This is a genomic window from Clostridium sp. ETTB3 (assembly GCF_053571985.1).
This window is the reverse complement of record NZ_CP199832.1, coordinates 1,580,301-1,597,393: the sequence shown is the minus strand read 5'-3', so window position 1 is coordinate 1,597,393 and position 17,093 is coordinate 1,580,301. Positions and strand designations below refer to the sequence as shown.

Below are 17,093 nucleotides of genomic sequence, written 5' to 3'. Positions count from 1 at the left end.
TATGCATGTTATGTTTATACCTTCTTGGTATGATAATTCAAGAAATAAAGTTCATGGTAGTTTTTTTAGAGAACAAGCTAATAAACTTCAAGAGAGTGGAGTAAAAGTAACTGTTGCTTATAACGAAATATGGCCATTAACATTAATGGGCAAAATAAAAGAAAAAAGTGGATTGTTTTTTGAAATTGAAAAAGGATTAAGAACTTATAGATATAAAAATTATAATTTTATACCTAAAAGTTCTTTAATGTTTAATGTATTTGATAAAAGAGTGGAAAAGTTATATAAGGAAATTACTAAAAAAGAAGGTAAAGTAGATATTATCCACGCTCAATCATCACTATGGGGTGGAATAAGTGCAGCTTATATAGCAAAAAAATATAATATTCCATTAGTTATTACTGAACATTCTTCTGTAGAAAGAGGAGTTTATGTAAGAAAAAGCTATTATAAAAGAATTATAGATTCTTATAAAACTGCAGATAAGATAATAACAGTTGGAAATGGCTTAAAGAAGGAAATTGAAAAATTAGCAGGAAGAAATGATATAGAGGTTATTGGAAATCTTGTTGATTTATCTTTATTTGATATTAGAAATGTTAAAAAAGAAAATAATGATTTTACATTTTTCAGTGTTGCATTTTTAGAAGGTGAAAAAGGGTTTGATACATTAATTAAATCTTTTGCAAAAGTATATAAAAATAAAAATGTTAAATTAGTTATAGGTGGAGATGGAAGTCAAAAGGAATGGCTAAAGGGAATAGCAAAAGAAAATGGAGTAGAACCACAAGTATTATTTACAGGAGCATTATCTAGAGAAGAGGTAGCAAGTTGGATGAATAAATGTGATATATTTGTACTACCTTCAAGATATGAAACCTTTGGAGTTGTATATATTGAAGCTTTAGCAAGTGGAAAACCAGTAATAGCAACATTTAATGGTGGAGCAGAAGATATAATAAATGAAGAGGTTGGAGTATTAGTTGAAATAGATAATGTAAATAAATTAGCACAAGCTATGGAAAAGGTAAGGGAGAATTATAGTAAATATAATCCAGAAAGTTTAAGGAATTATTGTACTGAAAAGTTTAGTGCAAATGTTATAATAAAAAAAATAATAAATGTTTATAAAAAAGTTATAAGATAAAGAGGTGTTAATATGTATTTTAAGGATTATTCAATAGATAAGTTTTTATATGAATTAAAAACAGATTTACCATCACCAGGAGGCGGAAGTACAGCTGCATTAGTTTCAGCATTAGCAGGAGCTTTAAATTCTATGGTATATTCATTTACTGTAGATAAAAAATCATTTGAAAATTTAAATCATGAAAATAAAGAAAAAATGAAAAGTTTAAAAGTAAAATGTGAAGAATTTATAAGTAAAAGTATTTCCTATATGGAAACAGATAGGGAAACCTTTATAGCATTAATGGATACATTTAAACTTCCAAAAGAAAGTGATGTAGAAAAGAAATATAGATCACAAATGATTAAAGAAAAGACGATAGCAGCAATGGAATCTCCTTTAAATTTAGCTAAAGATTCGTTAAAATTTTATGATAATATAGATTTTGCTATTGAATTTGGAAATAAGAATTTAACATCTGATGCTATAGTAGCAGCAATACTTTTACATTCAGCTATAGAAAGTGCAGTAGTTAATGTTTTTGTAAATTATAATAGTTTATATAATAAAGAAGGATATGAAAATATTCCAGAAGAATGTAGAGAAATAATTAAAAAGTCATTAGATAAAAAAGAAATTATAGTTAAAGAATATGGAATATAAATAATAAAGCTGTAATATAAGTTTTTCAACTTTATATTATGGCTTTATTATTTTGAAATACTTAGGTTTTATATATTAATTTTTATTGTGATTGGTATTCAGGTAAATCAGTAAGAGGTTTAAATTCATAGCCATCAGCTCTAATTTGTTGTATTACAGTTTTTAAAACAGCAGTATTTGTTTTTGAAACTGCATGTAATAACATTATGCATCCAGGATGAACACCTTGTGTTATTTTTTTTATAGCGACTTCTTCGCTAGGTTGATTGTCTATAATCCAATCTTTGTAGGCAAAACTCCAAAAAATACTTTTATATCCTAAATCATTAGTTTTCTTTAATGAATTAATAGAATATTTGCCCATAGGTGGTCTAAAAAATTTAGGCATATCGCTACCAACGACTTCTTTGTAAGCATTTTCTACATCTATAAATTCAGATTTGAATTTTTGTGGATCTGTAACACTTGCCATTGATGGATGGTGGTTAGAGTGATTACATACTAAATGACCTTCATCAGCCATTCTTTTAACTATTTCAGGATTTTGAACTATATATGGTTTTACAACAAAAAAAGCAGCAGGAACTTTTTCATCACGAAGTATATCTAATATTTTTGCTGTATATCCATTTTCATACCCTTAATCAAAAGTTAAGTAAATTACTTTTTCATTAGTATCGCCTAAATAATAGGCATTATATTTAGATAAAAGTCCTGTTGCTTCTTTAGGGCATTCAGGCATTAAATCTTTGCCTCTGTTAACAAAATACCAATTCAATTCAAAATCATCACCGATTGAATATTTTGAATAAGCATAGGCATTGCTTACAATTAAAGAAATTAAAATAAAAATTGATACTAATAAAAAGGAGAATTTATTTTTTTTCAATAGTATCACCTCCTAATAATATCTTTTGTAGAGCCGAAAATATTACACATGGAAAATAAAGAAAATATATAGAAAAAATTGACAAGAAGCTATTAAAGGGATATAATGGAAATGTATTATTAATGAAGGAGGTAGGAATATGTTAAAATCTTATATAAATTTAAAAGAAATGTTTAATTTAATTATAAGTAAATATAACAATAATATTTTTAATAACCCTATCTCTAGGAGTCTTTTTAATATATAAAATAAATATTATATTTATTAAAAAGATATGTAATAAGATTTGTTTATGGAGGTTGTGGTTATTATCACAGGTATTTTTTATATTTAAAGTTAGTATATTTAATAATAAAAGGTCGTGGAGTAATCATGGCCTTTTATTATTTTTTTAAGGGGTGAGTTTGTATTTATAAAAGGAAGAAAAGGTGAGTAAAAAAATTATAATTATAAGGGGGAAGAAAAATGAAGAGGATACTTAAGTATGTTTCTAAATATAAGGGAACTGTTATTATTGGAACAATGTGCATGTTGATAGTTATAGGAGTAGATTTATTCCTTCCATATTTACAACAAGTATTCATAGATAGTGGATTAATGAAAGGAAATCAAAATGTTATTGTTTCAGTATTAGTATGGATAGGGATTATAACTATCATAAAGGCAATGTTAGGATATGGAAAAGAATTTTTATATGATGTATTAAGTAGTTGGGTACATCAAGATATAAAAAATGATTTGTTTGCACATATTCAAACATTAGAATTTGAATATTTTGACAATATGAATACAGGGGAATTGATGTCAAGAATAGGTGAGGATGCAGAGAATATATGGCAAACAATAGGATATGGAATGAGACTTTTTATTGAAAATATAATTTACTTTGTGATTTCAACAATAATACTATTTGTTTTAAATTATAAGTTAGCTTTAGCTTGTTTTATTGTAATGATTCCAATTGGATTTATAGGAATAAAATTAGAAAATAAGTTTGGAGAAACCTATAGCAAAATAAGTGATCAAACAGCTGAAATTAATACTATTGCTCAAGAAGATATTGCAGGAATAAAACTTGTTAAGGCTTTTTCAAGAGAAAAATATGAAATAAATAAATTTTTAAAGATGAATAAAGTTTATTATGATTTAAATATGGAGCAAGCAAAAATAATAGGTGATTATTTTCCACCAATAGAGTTCTTAACAAATATTGCACTTGTTATAATGATTGTTTTAGGTGGATTTCTCGTAATGGATGGTGAAGTAAGCATAGGTATATTAGTTGCATTTAATGGATATATATGGAATTTGATATGGCCAATGAGAATGCTTGGAGAACTAACAGACTTACTTTCAAGAACAGTGTCATCTGCAAATAAAATTTTTGCAATAATGGATAAGGATCCTAGTATTAAAACTAAAGAAAACTTTAAAGATGTTAAAAATATTAAAGGTAATATAAAATTTGAAGGGGTTAACTTTAAATATGATGATAAATTAGTATTAAAAAATATAAATTTAGATATAAAAGCAGGAAGTACAGTAGCTATAATGGGAGCAACAGGCGCTGGAAAATCTTCTTTAATAAATTTAATTGGTAGGTACTATGATACTTGTAAAGGTAGTATAAAAATTGATGGAATTGATATAAAAGAATATAACTTAGAATTTTTAAGAAAAAATATGGCCATTGTTCCTCAGGAAACATTCTTATTTTCTGAAACGATTTTAAATAATATAAAGTTTAGCAATGAAAATGCAAGTTTTGAAGAAATAAAGGAAGCTAGTAAATTAGCATGTGCTAATGAATTTATTGAAGGGTTAGAATTAGGATATAATACTGAAATAGGAGAAAGAGGAATAGGTCTTTCTGGGGGACAAAAGCAAAGGATAGCTATTGCAAGGTCATTAGTTAGAAAAGCTAAAATATTAATTTTAGATGATTCAACATCAGCATTAGATATGGAAACTGAACATGAATTATTAAAAAATCTTTCAAATAGGAAGCATGAAAGTACAACATTTATAATAGCGCATAGAATTTCAGCAGTTAAAAATGCAGATTTAATTATATATTTAGAGGATGGACAGATAAAGGAAAGTGGTACTCATGATGAACTCTTAAAGAAAAAGGGAAGATATTATGATATTTATAACGACCAATTTAGAGATTTTAATTTACTAGAAGAAGAGGTGATTTAGATGAGTTATAACGAAATTGTGAAAGATGAAGAAATAACAAGAAGAAGCAAAAAAGAACTAACTATGAAGCTTATAAAATATCTTAAGCCTTATAAATTTAAAGCTTTAATTATAATAATTCTTATGATTTTTGTAATGGTTAGTGGAATAGTAAATCCATGGTTATTACAAGTTGCTATTGATAATTATATTGTAAATTTTAATGTAAAAGGATTGCTAATTATAGGAGCAGCATTGATTATATTAAACTTAGTTGCATGGGTCTTATCAAGAATAAGGTGGAAAATGATAACTTCAATTACAAATAATATTTTAGTTAATATAAGACATGAATTATATACACATATACAAAGCTTATCTTTTGATTTTTTTGATAGCAGGCCTGTTGGTAAAATACTAGCAAGGGTGGTTGGAGATGTTAATGCATTAAAAAGCTTGTTTTCTCAAAGTATTGAATCATTAATACCTCAATTATTAAATTTAATTTGTGTTGCAGTTATAATGCTTATTCTTAATTACAAGTTAGCATTAGCATGTATTACATTACTTCCATTGTTAGGGATTGTAATTTTTGCAATTGAGATATTTTCAAGAAAAAGATGGGAAATATATAGAAATAAAAGATCAAATTTAAATGGGTTTACTCATGAAGATTTTTCAGGAATAAAAGTTGTACAAGGGTTTGCAAATGAAGAGGGAACTAGAAATAATTTTAAAGGAATGGTAAAAGAATTGAATGATTCTTTTATAAAAGCTGTAATGTTAAATGATTTCTTTTGGCCATTAGTTGAATTATCATGGGGAGTTGGAACAATAGTAGTTTTTGGATTGGGATATAAGATGGTTATAAATAATGAAATTACAATTGGTACATTAATTGCATTTTCTATGTATGTAGGGATGTTTTGGAGACCCATAATGAATTTATCAAGTTTTTATAACACATTAATTACTAACTTTTCAGCTGCTGATAGGATATTTGATATATTAGACCAAAAGCCAATAGTTAAAAATTCACAAGCTGCAAAAAGTATTGGTAAAATAAATGGAACTGTAGAATTTATGGATGTTTCTTTTGCTTATGATAATGATAATGAAGTATTAAAAAATATTAATTTTAAAGTTAATAAAGGTGAAAAAATTGCACTTGTTGGAGCAACAGGGGCTGGGAAAAGTACAATTGTTTCATTAATAAGTAGGTTTTATGATCCTACAGTTGGAGAAGTGCTAATAGATGGGAAAAATATAAAAAATGTTGAATTAGAATCTCTTAGAAGTCAAATGGGAATAATGCTTCAAGATACATTTTTATTTTCTGATACTATTATGGAAAATATAAGATATGGAAGATTAGATGCTACTGATGAAGAAGTAATTAATGCAGCAAAAGCGGTTAATGCTCATGAATTTATTATGAAACTTGAAAATGGATATAAGACAGAAGTAAATGAACGTGGTTCTAGATTATCATTAGGACAAAGACAGTTAGTATCATTTGCAAGAGCATTACTTGCTAATCCTCGTATTTTAATTTTAGATGAAGCAACATCCAATATAGATACAGTAACAGAAAAATTAGTTCAAAAAGGAATAGAAAAATTACTTCATGGAAGAACTTCTTTTGTAGTTGCTCATAGGCTTTCAACTATTAGAGATTGTGATAAAATAATGGTAATTAATAATGGAAAAATTGAAGAAGAGGGAAATCATGAAGAACTCTTAAAATTAAGAGGAATTTATTATGAATTATATATGGCACAATATAATTTTATGAATCAGTGAAATGTTACAAGTTTAGTTTAAAACTCTCTTTTGGGAGTTTTTTATATGAGTGGAGATTGTTTTTAGGAGTTTTTAGTATACAATTAACACAAATAAAATATAAAATGTATTTTAAGTTAATATTTAGATTAAAAGGTTTATATTAATAATAATTTTATAGTAATTTTAATTATTTTTATTATGTTAAAGTAAGTTGTATTTACAATAAAAATAATGAAGAATCAAAAGAATATGAATTTACACATAAAATTATTAAATGAAATATTAAATATTAAGGGAGAATAGTATGACAGAAAAGGAAAAAATGTTAGCTGGAGAATTATATTATGCAAGTGATGAAGAGCTAACTAAAGAACATAATATAGCACAAAGAATTTTGTGGAAGTTTAATAATTCACCAGAAGAAAATAGAAGTGAAATATTAAAAGAGTTATTTGGAAGCACAGGAGAAAATTTTTGTATAAAGCCTAATTTTCGTTGTGATTATGGATATAATATTTATGTAGGAGAAAACTTTTTTGCTAACTATGATTGCGTTATATTAGATGTTTGTAAAGTAACTATAGGTGATAATTGTATGTTAGCTCCAAGAGTATGTATTTATACAGCTACACATCCATTAGATTCACAAACTAGAATATCTGGATTAGAATATGGAAAACCTGTGGTTATTGGAAATAATGCATGGATTGGTGGAAGTTCAGTTATATTACCAGGAATAACTATTGGAAATAATGTAGTTGTAGCAGCTGGTTCTGTAGTTGTTAAAGATGTTCCAGATAATGTTGTAGTGGCTGGAAATCCAGCTAAAATTATAAAATATTTATAAAGTATTAAAAAATTCAGTGAAAGCTGAATTTTTTTTAACAAAAAGTTATAAAGCAAAGAAAGTAAAAATTATAATTTCAGAGACAAATGTTGCAATATTTGAAAATGTAGATTATAAGAAAAATAGATAATTATTAAGTGATAAATGTTAAATTCATATTAAGAAGTGATTTGATTAATATATAAATATATAACAAATCAATATTAATAAATAAATCAGTAAAGGTAAAAGGAAATTCAATTGATAGTTTGTAATAAAAATGAAAACTATGGAGAATTAACGTACATTTTATCATTGAAATAAAATTACTTATAGAGTATAATCTTAGAAGTATTAGTAAGGTCGAAAGGATGTTATATAGATGAGATTAGGGATTGTAGGACTACCAAACGTAGGAAAAAGTACATTATTTAATGCTATAACAAAAGCAGGAGCTGAATCAGCAAACTATCCATTTTGTACAATAGAACCAAATGTTGGAGTTGTTAGTGTACCAGACACTAGATTAGATGTATTAGAAAAAATGTATGGGACAAAGAAAAAAGTTTATACTGCTGTTGAGTTTTATGATATTGCAGGATTAGTTAAAGGTGCTTCTAAAGGTGAAGGGTTAGGAAATAAATTCTTATCACACATAAGAGAAGTAGAAGCTATAGTACATGCTGTTAGATGCTTTGAAGATGAAAATGTAGTTCACGTTGAAGGTTCAGTAGATCCAATAAGAGATATAGATACTATTAACTTAGAGTTAATATTTGCTGACTTAGAAGTTTTAGAAAGAAGAATGGAAAAGGGAGTAAAACTTGCTAGATCAGGAGATAAAAAAGCTAAAGCAGAATATGAAATAATGGAAAAAGTAAAAGCACACTTAGAAGCTAATAAGCCAATAAGAACTTTAGAGTTAAATGAAGATGAAGAAACTTTTGTTAAATCTTTATTTATGATTACTTCTAAGCCAGTATTATATTCTTGTAATATATCAGAAGATGATATGATGAGCGGAAACCTTAATAATAAGTATGTTCAAATGGTTAAGGAGTATGCTGCAAACGAAAATTCAGAAGTTGTAGTTGTATGTGCTAAACTTGAAGAAGAATTATCAGGATTAGAGGATGAAGAAAAAGCAGAAATGTTAGAAGAATATGGATTAACTGAATCAGGATTAGATAAGCTTATAAGAGCTTCATATAAATTATTAGGTTTAATAAGCTACTTAACTGCAGGTGTTCAAGAAGTAAGAGCTTGGACAATAAAAGAAGGAACTAAAGCTCCAGCAGCTGCTGGGAAAATTCACTCAGATATTGAAAGAGGATTTATTAGAGCTGAAGTTGTTGCATATGATGATTTAGTTGCATGTGGTTCAGAATCAGCAGCTAAAGAAAAAGGTCTTTACAGATTAGAAGGTAAAGATTATGTAATGAAAGATGGAGATGTTGTAAACTTCAGATTTAATGTATAATGTTTTTAAGGAACTGTAAAAAAACAGTTCCTTTTTTTCTTATGATAAATTACAATATCAAGTGCAACACTAATTAATTGCAAAAAAAATAACCCATACGGGTACGTTCATGTTAAAGTAATAATTGACTAGAAAACCACTTTAAAGGACGTGACTGTATGAGCTATAAACATATTACTATAAATGAACGTTGTTGTATAGTAGAATATTTAAATTTAGGATGGAGTTTATCTAAAATAGCCAAAGAACTCAACAGAAATAAATCAAGTATTTCAAGAGAAATTAAAAGAAACAATCTTAATGGAAGATACAAAGCTCATGTAGCTCAAGATAAATATGAAAACAGAAGAGTTAAATGTAAACCTCATGGAAAAATTGCTAACGCTTCGTTAGTAAACTATGTTCAAGAAAAGCTAAATAATCACTGGTCTCCAGAACAGATTTCAGGTCGTCTAAAACTTGAATTTAATAAACAAATAATTTCATTTAGCACTATATACTCTTGGCTATATAAAGGTATTTTGGAGCACTGTTCCGTTGACCTGCTTCGCAGGAAGGGTAAATCACTAAAACCAAGAGAAACTCGAGGTAAATTCAATATAGGGAAAACAATAAGTCAAAGACCTAAAGATGTAAGAAAAAGATTAGATATTGGACACTGGGAACTTGATACTATTGTTTCAAGTAGGGGAAAATCTAAGGCGTGTCTTTCAACTTTCGTTGAAAGAAAAACACGTTTAACAAAAATCAGAATAATGCAAAATAGAAAAGCTTCTACTTTTAATGAACATTGTATTATTGCATTATGCAAATTTGGTAGGAATAATTTAAAATCATTGACTGTAGACCGTGGTAAAGAATTTGCTGGATATTTAGAGTTAGAAAATAAATTAGACTTAGATGTGTATTTTGCTGATGCTTACAGTTCATGGCAAAGAGGAACTAATGAAAATACAAATGGCTTGATTAGATAATTCTTTCCTAAAAAATTTGATTTTTCTACTATAAATCAAAATCATGTTGATATTGTTGAGGATATTTTAAATAATAGACCACGGAAATGTCTTGGATACAAGACACCGTTAGAAGCATTTAACGAAGAACAAGCTAAGTGTTGCACTTAGCTTGACAATTCGTCTTATAATAAAAATGTCTAATAAAAAAATAGAAAAATAATTAAAATTAATATTTTATATGAATATTGTGGAAAAAAACATTTTAAAATATATTATTTTATTTGAAAAAATTTTTTATATTGATTTCGCTATATTTTAACAAGAAAAAAATATATTTTTAAACAAATTTATCTTGAAGGAAAAGAGATAATTCTATAGAATATATATATAAGATGTAAAGTGGTTAAAAGTGGATTAGTTAATGCTTAATTGGGAGAATATTTTAATTGTGTAACATCTATAAAGCTTAAATGTAAAAAAATACAATTGTTATATTTTTGATATTAAGAAAAGAACTTATAAAGTGAAGTTTATAATCACTAAAAGAACGGATGATATTTTTATGGATATCAAATGAAAGAGTATAAAATGCTTGAAGAAAAACTAAAAAATTACCATTAACTAATAAAGATGCCAAGGCATTTGTAAGATTCTTTTTTGCAGATGCTTGTGAAGTTGAGACGGACAAGCTAAAGAAGATGATTAATTCCATTAAACCTAAAGGAATACGCCGGCATAGAAAAGGATATAGTAAGCATAGGGACTTTAAGTATAATAGAGATTTAGAGTAAGGAAAAATGGCAAGAAAATAATGAATCAAATATTGATTTTAACTTAATTGCAGAAAAAATGGCGATTTAGGAATATAAGGAGTAATAAAAATGGAATTTAATCACGTATCAGTTTTACTTAATGAATGTTTAGAAGCACTTAATATTAAAGAAGATGGAATTTATGTAGATTGTACTTTAGGAGGAGCAGGTCATTCATCACAAATAGTGAAGAGATTATCTAAAAATGGAAGATTAATAGGAATAGACCAAGATAGGGATGCATTAAGAGCAGCAGGAGAAAGATTACAGAATTTTTCAAATGTTACTTTAGTACATAACAATTTTCATAATATAGGAGCTATTTTAGAAGAGCTAGGAGTAGAAAAAGTTGATGGTATTCTAATGGATTTAGGAGTTTCTTCTTATCAATTAGATGAAGGTGAAAGAGGCTTTAGTTATATGAAAGATGCACCTTTAGATATGAGAATGAATAGAGAAAATAGTTTTTCAGCCTATGATGTAGTAAATGATTATAGTGAGGAGGAATTATATAGAATCATAAGAGATTATGGAGAAGAAAAATTTGCAAAAAGAATTGCTAACTTTATTGTAAATAAAAGAAGTGAAAAAAATATAGAAACAACATTAGAATTAGTTGAGATAATTAAAGATGCAATTCCAGCAAAGGCAAGAAGAGAAGGACCTCATCCAGCAAAGAGAACTTTCCAAGCAATTAGAATTGAGGTTAATAGTGAACTTTCAATTTTAAATAAAGCAATAGAAGATGGAGTTAATAAATTAAACAGTGGAGGAAGAATGGCAATAATAACTTTCCATTCTTTAGAGGATAGAATAGTTAAAAATAAGTTTAGAGATTTAGCTGTATCTTGTAGATGTCCAAAGGAATTTCCAGTTTGTATATGTGGAGAAAAAGCAAAGGTAAAAGTAATAAGTAGAAAAGCAATTGAGCCTTCAAAACAAGAGGTTGAAGAAAATCCAAGAAGTAGAAGTGCAAAACTTAGAGTGATTGAAAAATTATAAATATATTATGAAAAATAGCAGGGATGTGAATAAAATGGGAGTTAGAGAATATGATTATATAAGAGGAAATACAGCTTTAGCACCAGATAAAAAAATTAAAGAGACTGAAAAACAAAGAAAAAAACAAAGGATACAAAGTAAAAAAAGAGAAAGGGCAATGAAGAAAAATATTTTAATTGCAGGTTTTACAGTAGGAACAATTTTATTTGCATTAGGATCTACAACTTTATTTTTAGATAGTAAAATCCATGATTATCAAAAGAAATTATTAATTTTAGAAGAAAATCTGAAGGAAGAAAAAGATGTAAATGCTGCAATTAATGTTAAAATGCTTAAGTTTGCATCTTTCGATAAAATAAAAAGCACAGCAGAGGATGAGTTAGGAATGATATATCCTAACTCTGAAAGTACTATAACTATTGATATGTCAAAAGAATATTTTTCACATTTAAAAACTAAGGAAAATAGCACGAGTAATTTTTTACAAAAAATTATAGGGGTATTTAAATAATGAATAGTTTATAGGATATTTGCTTTTAATTTTGCTTACAGCTCTATTTTTACAAAAATCTTTATCATTCGTTTATAAATGCTCCTTGGAGGAATTTGTATGAATAAAAAGATTTTTAAAGATAGAGCTGTTATGAGAAAAAGAATGGTTTTAGCTTTAGGGTTTATTGTTGCTATATTTGGTTTATTAATTGTAAGATTATCTTATGTTATGATTGTAAAAAGAGATGATTATTCAAGTAGGGCAGAAGAACAATGGACTAGTGAAGTTAGAATTGATGCCAGAAGAGGTAGAATATTAGATAGAAATGGCAATGAGTTAGCAGTTTCAGCTAATGTTTATAGAGTGGATTTTGATTTAAATTCAATAAGACAGTATTTAAAGAAAACTGATAAGAGTACTGATGATATTGCACCATTAATTTCAGAAGCTACAGGAATAGATACTAAAAAGGTAAAAGATAAGTTAGAAACTAAACTTGCAAATGGAAGTGATGCAGGTTCAGCTACTTTAGTAAGAAGAGTTGAAAAAGATGTTGCTGATAAAGTTAATGATTTAAATATTCAAGGGGTTATTGTTTCACCTGATACAAAAAGATATTATCCAAAAGGACAGTTTTTAGCTCATGTTCTTGGAAGTACAAACAGTGATGGACAAGGATTAACAGGAGTTGAATTACAATATAATGAATATCTTTCTGGTGTGCCAGGATTGAGAATAACTGAACTTGATAGAAATAGTGAAGCTTTAGATTATACAATATCTAAGTTTACTCCACCAATTAGTGGTAAAGATGCAACATTAACAATAGATGAAAATTTACAAGAAATAGCTGAAAAGGTAGCTGAAAAAGGTTTAATTGATAATAAGGCAAAAAGAGTATCAATATTAATTATGAATCCTCAAAATGGTGAAATTCTTGCCATGGTAAATGAGCCAGACTTTGATCCTAATAATCCATTTTCTGGATTTGAGGATTTTGTTGGGGAAAGTGATTCAGAAAAACTTCAAAAAATGTGGAGAAACAGTTTAGTAAATGATACATTTGAGCCTGGATCTATTTTTAAAGTTATTACTATGTCAACTGCTATAGAAGAAGGCTTAGTTAATGAATCAGATGAATTTACTTGTGGTGGAAGTTTACAAGTAGGACCTCATACAATTAAATGTTGGAAACGTGGAGGACATGGAACTCAAATTTTACCTGAAATACTTCAAAATTCATGTAATGTAGGATTTATGAAATTAGGTGAAAAGATAGGCAGTGAAAAATTAGTTGAATATATTAAAAAGTTTGGATTTGGTCAAGTATCAGGTGTTGATTTGCCAGGAGAAGCAAGAGGAATTGTTAAATCAGCAGATAATATGAATGATGCGGATCTTGCAACAATATCTTTTGGTCAAACAAATACTGTTAATGCAGTTCAATACATGACAGCTTTTAATGCTATAGTTAATGGTGGAACTTTAATTCAGCCACATGTTATGAAAAGTATAAGCCATACTGATAGTGAGGGAAATACAATTATAGATGAAGAATTTGAACCTAAAACAGTAGAAAATGTAATTTCAGAATCTACAGCTGCTACGTTAAGAGATTATTTAGAAAGAACTGTTAATCAAGGAGGATCTAATAAGGCTTATATAGCAGGGTACCATATAGGAGCAAAAACAGGTACAGCTCAAAAGGTTAATGCTCTTACAGGAGGATATGAATCAGGAAAATATATTTCATCTATGGCTGGATTTGCAAGTGTAGATAATCCGCAAATAACAATTTTTGCAACTATTGATGAACCAAGTAATGGAGCTTATTATGCAGGTGTGGTAACAGCACCTTTAGGAAAAGAACTATTTCAAGATATATTTAATTATATGAATCAAGAATTTTCACAAGATGAAAATGTGATTTTAAAAGATGTAGTTTTGCCTGAAGTAAGAGGAGTTTCTGTTTCAGATGCAAAAAAAATATTAAAAGAATTAAATATAAATTGTACAGTTGAAGGTGATGGAGATACAATTACAAATATGCAACCATATCCTGGTTATAATGTTAAGGAAGGTTCAACAATTAATCTTTACACAAATCAAAATGAAACTTATAATAAAGATGTAATTATGCCAGATGTAAGAGGATATTCAAAAAAAGCTGCCATAGAACTTTTAGAAGAATTAGGTATTAATTATACTATCCAAGGTGATGGGCTTATAATAAATCAAAGTATTCCAAGTGGAGAACTTATATCAAAAGGCACAACTGTTAAGCTTACATTAAGTGCTGAGTATGAAGAGGATTAATTATTATTTAAATTTTTAGCATGTGAGTTTTCACATGCTAAATTTATGCCTATAATAATTAAATAGGTGATATTAATTTTATTTAAAATAATAAGATTAATTAAAGTAGTATAACTATAAATAATTTAAAAGCAGTTATAAATAATATTTGAATTATGAAAGTAGAGTGATTATTATGCAAATGACTTTTGAAGAAATGTTAAAGGCAGTAAATGGAGAGGTTATTGTACAAGGGATAGAAAATACCTTTAATAAATTATGTATTGATACTAGAAAGATAGCTAAAAATAACGTGTTTTTAGCTATAAAAGGAGAAAATTTTAATGGAAATGATTTTGTATTAAAAGCATTAGAATTAGGTGCAAGCATTATTATTGTTGATGAAGTAAAATTTGATGCAAATGAAGTAAAAGAAAGTGGAACTATAATTAAAGTTGAAAATACAAGAAAAGCATTATTAGACTTAGCTAAATTTTATAGAAAAAAATTAGGACTTAAAGTAGTAGGAGTAACTGGATCTACAGGAAAAACTTCAACTAAGGATTTAATAGCGGCTGTATTAAGTAAAAAATATAATGTATTTAAGACTAAAGGTAACTTTAATAATGATATAGGTTTACCATTAATGATATTAGAGCTAACAAGTGATTATGATGTAGCAATACTTGAAATGGGAATGAGTTCCCTTGGAGAAATAGAACTTCTTGCAGATGTAGCAAGACCTGATATTGGTGTAATAACAAATATAGGATTATCACATATAGAAAACCTTAAAACACAAGAAAATATTTTAAAAGCTAAAATGGAAATAAGTACTTTCTTTGATGAAAAGAATGTTTTAATACTTAATGCAGAAGATGAATATTTAAAGAATATTAATAAAAAAGGATTTAAAGTTAAAAAAATTGGTTATAATCATGAATATGATGTTTACGCATCTAATATTATATTAAGAGAAGATGAAACAAAATTTTCAGCTCATGCCTTCGGTGAAGAAGCTGTATTTACTCTACCAATGGCAGGTAAGCATAATGTTTTAAATGCAATGCTTGCAATTGAGGTTGCAGAATGTCTTGGTGTATCTTTTAATGAAATGATTTTAGGATTGGATAATTTAGAAGCAACATCAATGAGATTACAAGTGATAAAAAAACAAGATTTTATAATAATAAATGATTGTTATAATGCAAGTCCAGATTCTATGAAATCTTCTTTAGATGTTCTTTCTGCTTATAAAAATGGAAGAAGAGTTGCTGTATTAGGAGATATGTATGAGCTTGGAGATAAAGCTAAAAATGCTCACTTCAAAATTGGAGAATATGCAAGAGATAAGGCTGATTTATTAATTGTAATAGGTGAACAAATTAATAACTTTAAAGATGGATTTAAAAATGATAATATAATCATGTACAATACAAAAGAGGAATGCATAAAAGAATTGAAAAGTATTGTAAAAAAGAATGATGTAATATTAATTAAAGCATCAAGAGGTATGAAACTAGAATATGTTGTTAAAAGTCTAGAGGAAATGTAATTATACGAAGGAGGTGAACTGCTTTTTAAAGCAGTAAGAGATGGGGGATAGTGTTATGAACATATTACAAGGAAATATAACAAAAACATTAATTATTACATTTATATTAGGGGTTGTCATATCTTTAGTACTTGGGCCAATTACAATTCCATTATTAAGAAGATTAAAATTTGGTCAAAATATTAGAGAAGATGGACCTAAGACTCATTTAAAGAAAGCTGGAACACCTACTATGGGTGGTGTAATATTTATTTTATCAACTACAATTGCTATGTTTATTGTTAGTAGAAGTTTAACTGATAAGGGAATGATAGCATTATATTCGCTTATTGCTTTTGGGTTTATAGGATTTTTAGATGATATTTTAAAAATACTTAAAAAGCAAAGTGAAGGATTAAAGGCTTGGCAAAAGATGGTTTTATTACTTATAGTTTCAGGAGCATTTGCTTATTATAGCTATGTAAATTTACCACATTATATTGCAATTCCATTTACAAATATGGAACTTCCTTTAGGTGTATTATATATTCCATTTGTTATATTTGTTTATGCTTCTATGACGAATGCAGTAAATTTAACTGATGGATTAGATGGATTAGCATCAACAGTTTCAGTTTTAGTTTTAACATTCTTTGCAGTATTAACATTTACTTTAAAAGATTACTCATTAACCGTATTTTCAGTAGCATTAATAGCAGGATTATTAGGTTTCTTAAAATATAATGCTTATCCAGCAAAAGTATTTATGGGGGATACAGGTTCTCTTGCAATAGGAGGAGCAATTACTACTATAGCAATTATAAGTGGAAATCCATTAATAATAGTTTTAGTAGGTGGAATTTATGTGTGTGAAGCTTTATCAGTAATAATTCAAGTTACTTCATTTAAATTAACAGGAAAAAGAGTATTTAAAATGGCTCCAATTCATCATCATTTTGAACAATGTGGATGGAATGAAGTTAAAATAGTTACAGTATTTTCAATTATAACAGTACTTTTATGTATAATAGGTTTTTTTGCAATTTAG

General features: G+C 27.3%; 12 protein-coding genes and 2 pseudogenes. 13 read left to right on the top strand and 1 reads right to left on the bottom strand.

What is annotated here, in order from left to right; genetic code table 11:
* The first annotated feature begins 1 nt into the window (after position 1).
* Together ACUN06_RS07910 and ACUN06_RS07905 are read left to right on the top strand one after the other, a co-directional pair.
* A complete protein-coding gene (locus tag ACUN06_RS07910) occupies positions 2 to 1,147 on the top strand; it encodes a glycosyltransferase (protein ID WP_449389590.1) in 1,146 nt (381 codons plus the stop codon).
* A 12-nt stretch (positions 1,148 to 1,159) separates the two neighbouring features.
* Complete coding sequence (locus ACUN06_RS07905; protein WP_291733031.1) at positions 1,160 to 1,792, top strand: cyclodeaminase/cyclohydrolase family protein; 633 nt, start codon at positions 1,160 to 1,162, stop codon at positions 1,790 to 1,792.
* An 82-nt stretch (positions 1,793 to 1,874) separates the two neighbouring features.
* Here the strand turns inward: ACUN06_RS07905 and pdaA are convergent.
* A pseudogene (gene pdaA, locus ACUN06_RS07900) lies at positions 1,875 to 2,639 on the bottom strand (delta-lactam-biosynthetic de-N-acetylase).
* Between the two features lie 507 nt (positions 2,640 to 3,146).
* Here pdaA and ACUN06_RS07895 point away from each other — a divergent pair.
* The 11 genes and pseudogenes from ACUN06_RS07895 (at position 3,147) to mraY (ending at position 17,093) form a co-directional block, all read left to right on the top strand.
* Positions 3,147 to 4,883, top strand: coding sequence for an ABC transporter ATP-binding protein (locus tag ACUN06_RS07895; RefSeq protein ID WP_449389589.1), 1,737 nt, complete (start codon positions 3,147 to 3,149; stop codon positions 4,881 to 4,883).
* Positions 4,884 to 6,665 (top strand): ABC transporter ATP-binding protein, encoded by a 1,782-nt coding sequence (locus ACUN06_RS07890; RefSeq protein WP_449389588.1) that lies wholly within the window; start codon positions 4,884 to 4,886, stop codon positions 6,663 to 6,665.
* Positions 6,666 to 6,951: 286 nt separating this feature from the next.
* The gene (locus tag ACUN06_RS07885; protein WP_449389587.1) at positions 6,952 to 7,494 is read left to right on the top strand and encodes a sugar O-acetyltransferase; all 543 of its coding nucleotides are present in this window, start codon (positions 6,952 to 6,954) and stop codon (positions 7,492 to 7,494) included.
* Between the two features lie 361 nt (positions 7,495 to 7,855).
* Positions 7,856 to 8,953 (top strand): redox-regulated ATPase YchF, encoded by a 1,098-nt coding sequence (gene ychF / locus ACUN06_RS07880; protein ID WP_449389586.1) that lies wholly within the window; start codon positions 7,856 to 7,858, stop codon positions 8,951 to 8,953.
* Positions 8,954 to 9,111: 158 nt separating this feature from the next.
* Positions 9,112 to 9,927: an IS30 family transposase gene (locus tag ACUN06_RS07875; protein WP_449389585.1), complete on the top strand. Its 816-nt coding sequence runs from the start codon at positions 9,112 to 9,114 to the stop codon at positions 9,925 to 9,927.
* Positions 9,928 to 10,394: 467 nt separating this feature from the next.
* A pseudogene (locus ACUN06_RS07870) lies at positions 10,395 to 10,778 on the top strand (division/cell wall cluster transcriptional repressor MraZ).
* Between the two features lie 12 nt (positions 10,779 to 10,790).
* Positions 10,791 to 11,723, top strand: coding sequence for a 16S rRNA (cytosine(1402)-N(4))-methyltransferase RsmH (gene rsmH / locus ACUN06_RS07865; protein ID WP_291733485.1), 933 nt, complete (start codon positions 10,791 to 10,793; stop codon positions 11,721 to 11,723).
* Between the two features lie 34 nt (positions 11,724 to 11,757).
* Positions 11,758 to 12,234 (top strand): hypothetical protein, encoded by a 477-nt coding sequence (locus ACUN06_RS07860; protein WP_291733488.1) that lies wholly within the window; start codon positions 11,758 to 11,760, stop codon positions 12,232 to 12,234.
* A 99-nt stretch (positions 12,235 to 12,333) separates the two neighbouring features.
* Positions 12,334 to 14,532 (top strand): stage V sporulation protein D, encoded by a 2,199-nt coding sequence (locus ACUN06_RS07855; RefSeq protein ID WP_294161375.1) that lies wholly within the window; start codon positions 12,334 to 12,336, stop codon positions 14,530 to 14,532.
* A 175-nt stretch (positions 14,533 to 14,707) separates the two neighbouring features.
* Complete coding sequence (locus ACUN06_RS07850) at positions 14,708 to 16,066, top strand: UDP-N-acetylmuramoyl-tripeptide--D-alanyl-D-alanine ligase (protein WP_449389584.1); 1,359 nt, start codon at positions 14,708 to 14,710, stop codon at positions 16,064 to 16,066.
* A gap of 40 nt (positions 16,067 to 16,106) precedes the next feature.
* Positions 16,107 to 17,093, top strand: a complete 987-nt coding sequence (gene mraY / locus ACUN06_RS07845) for a phospho-N-acetylmuramoyl-pentapeptide-transferase (protein WP_291733495.1) — start codon at positions 16,107 to 16,109, stop codon at positions 17,091 to 17,093.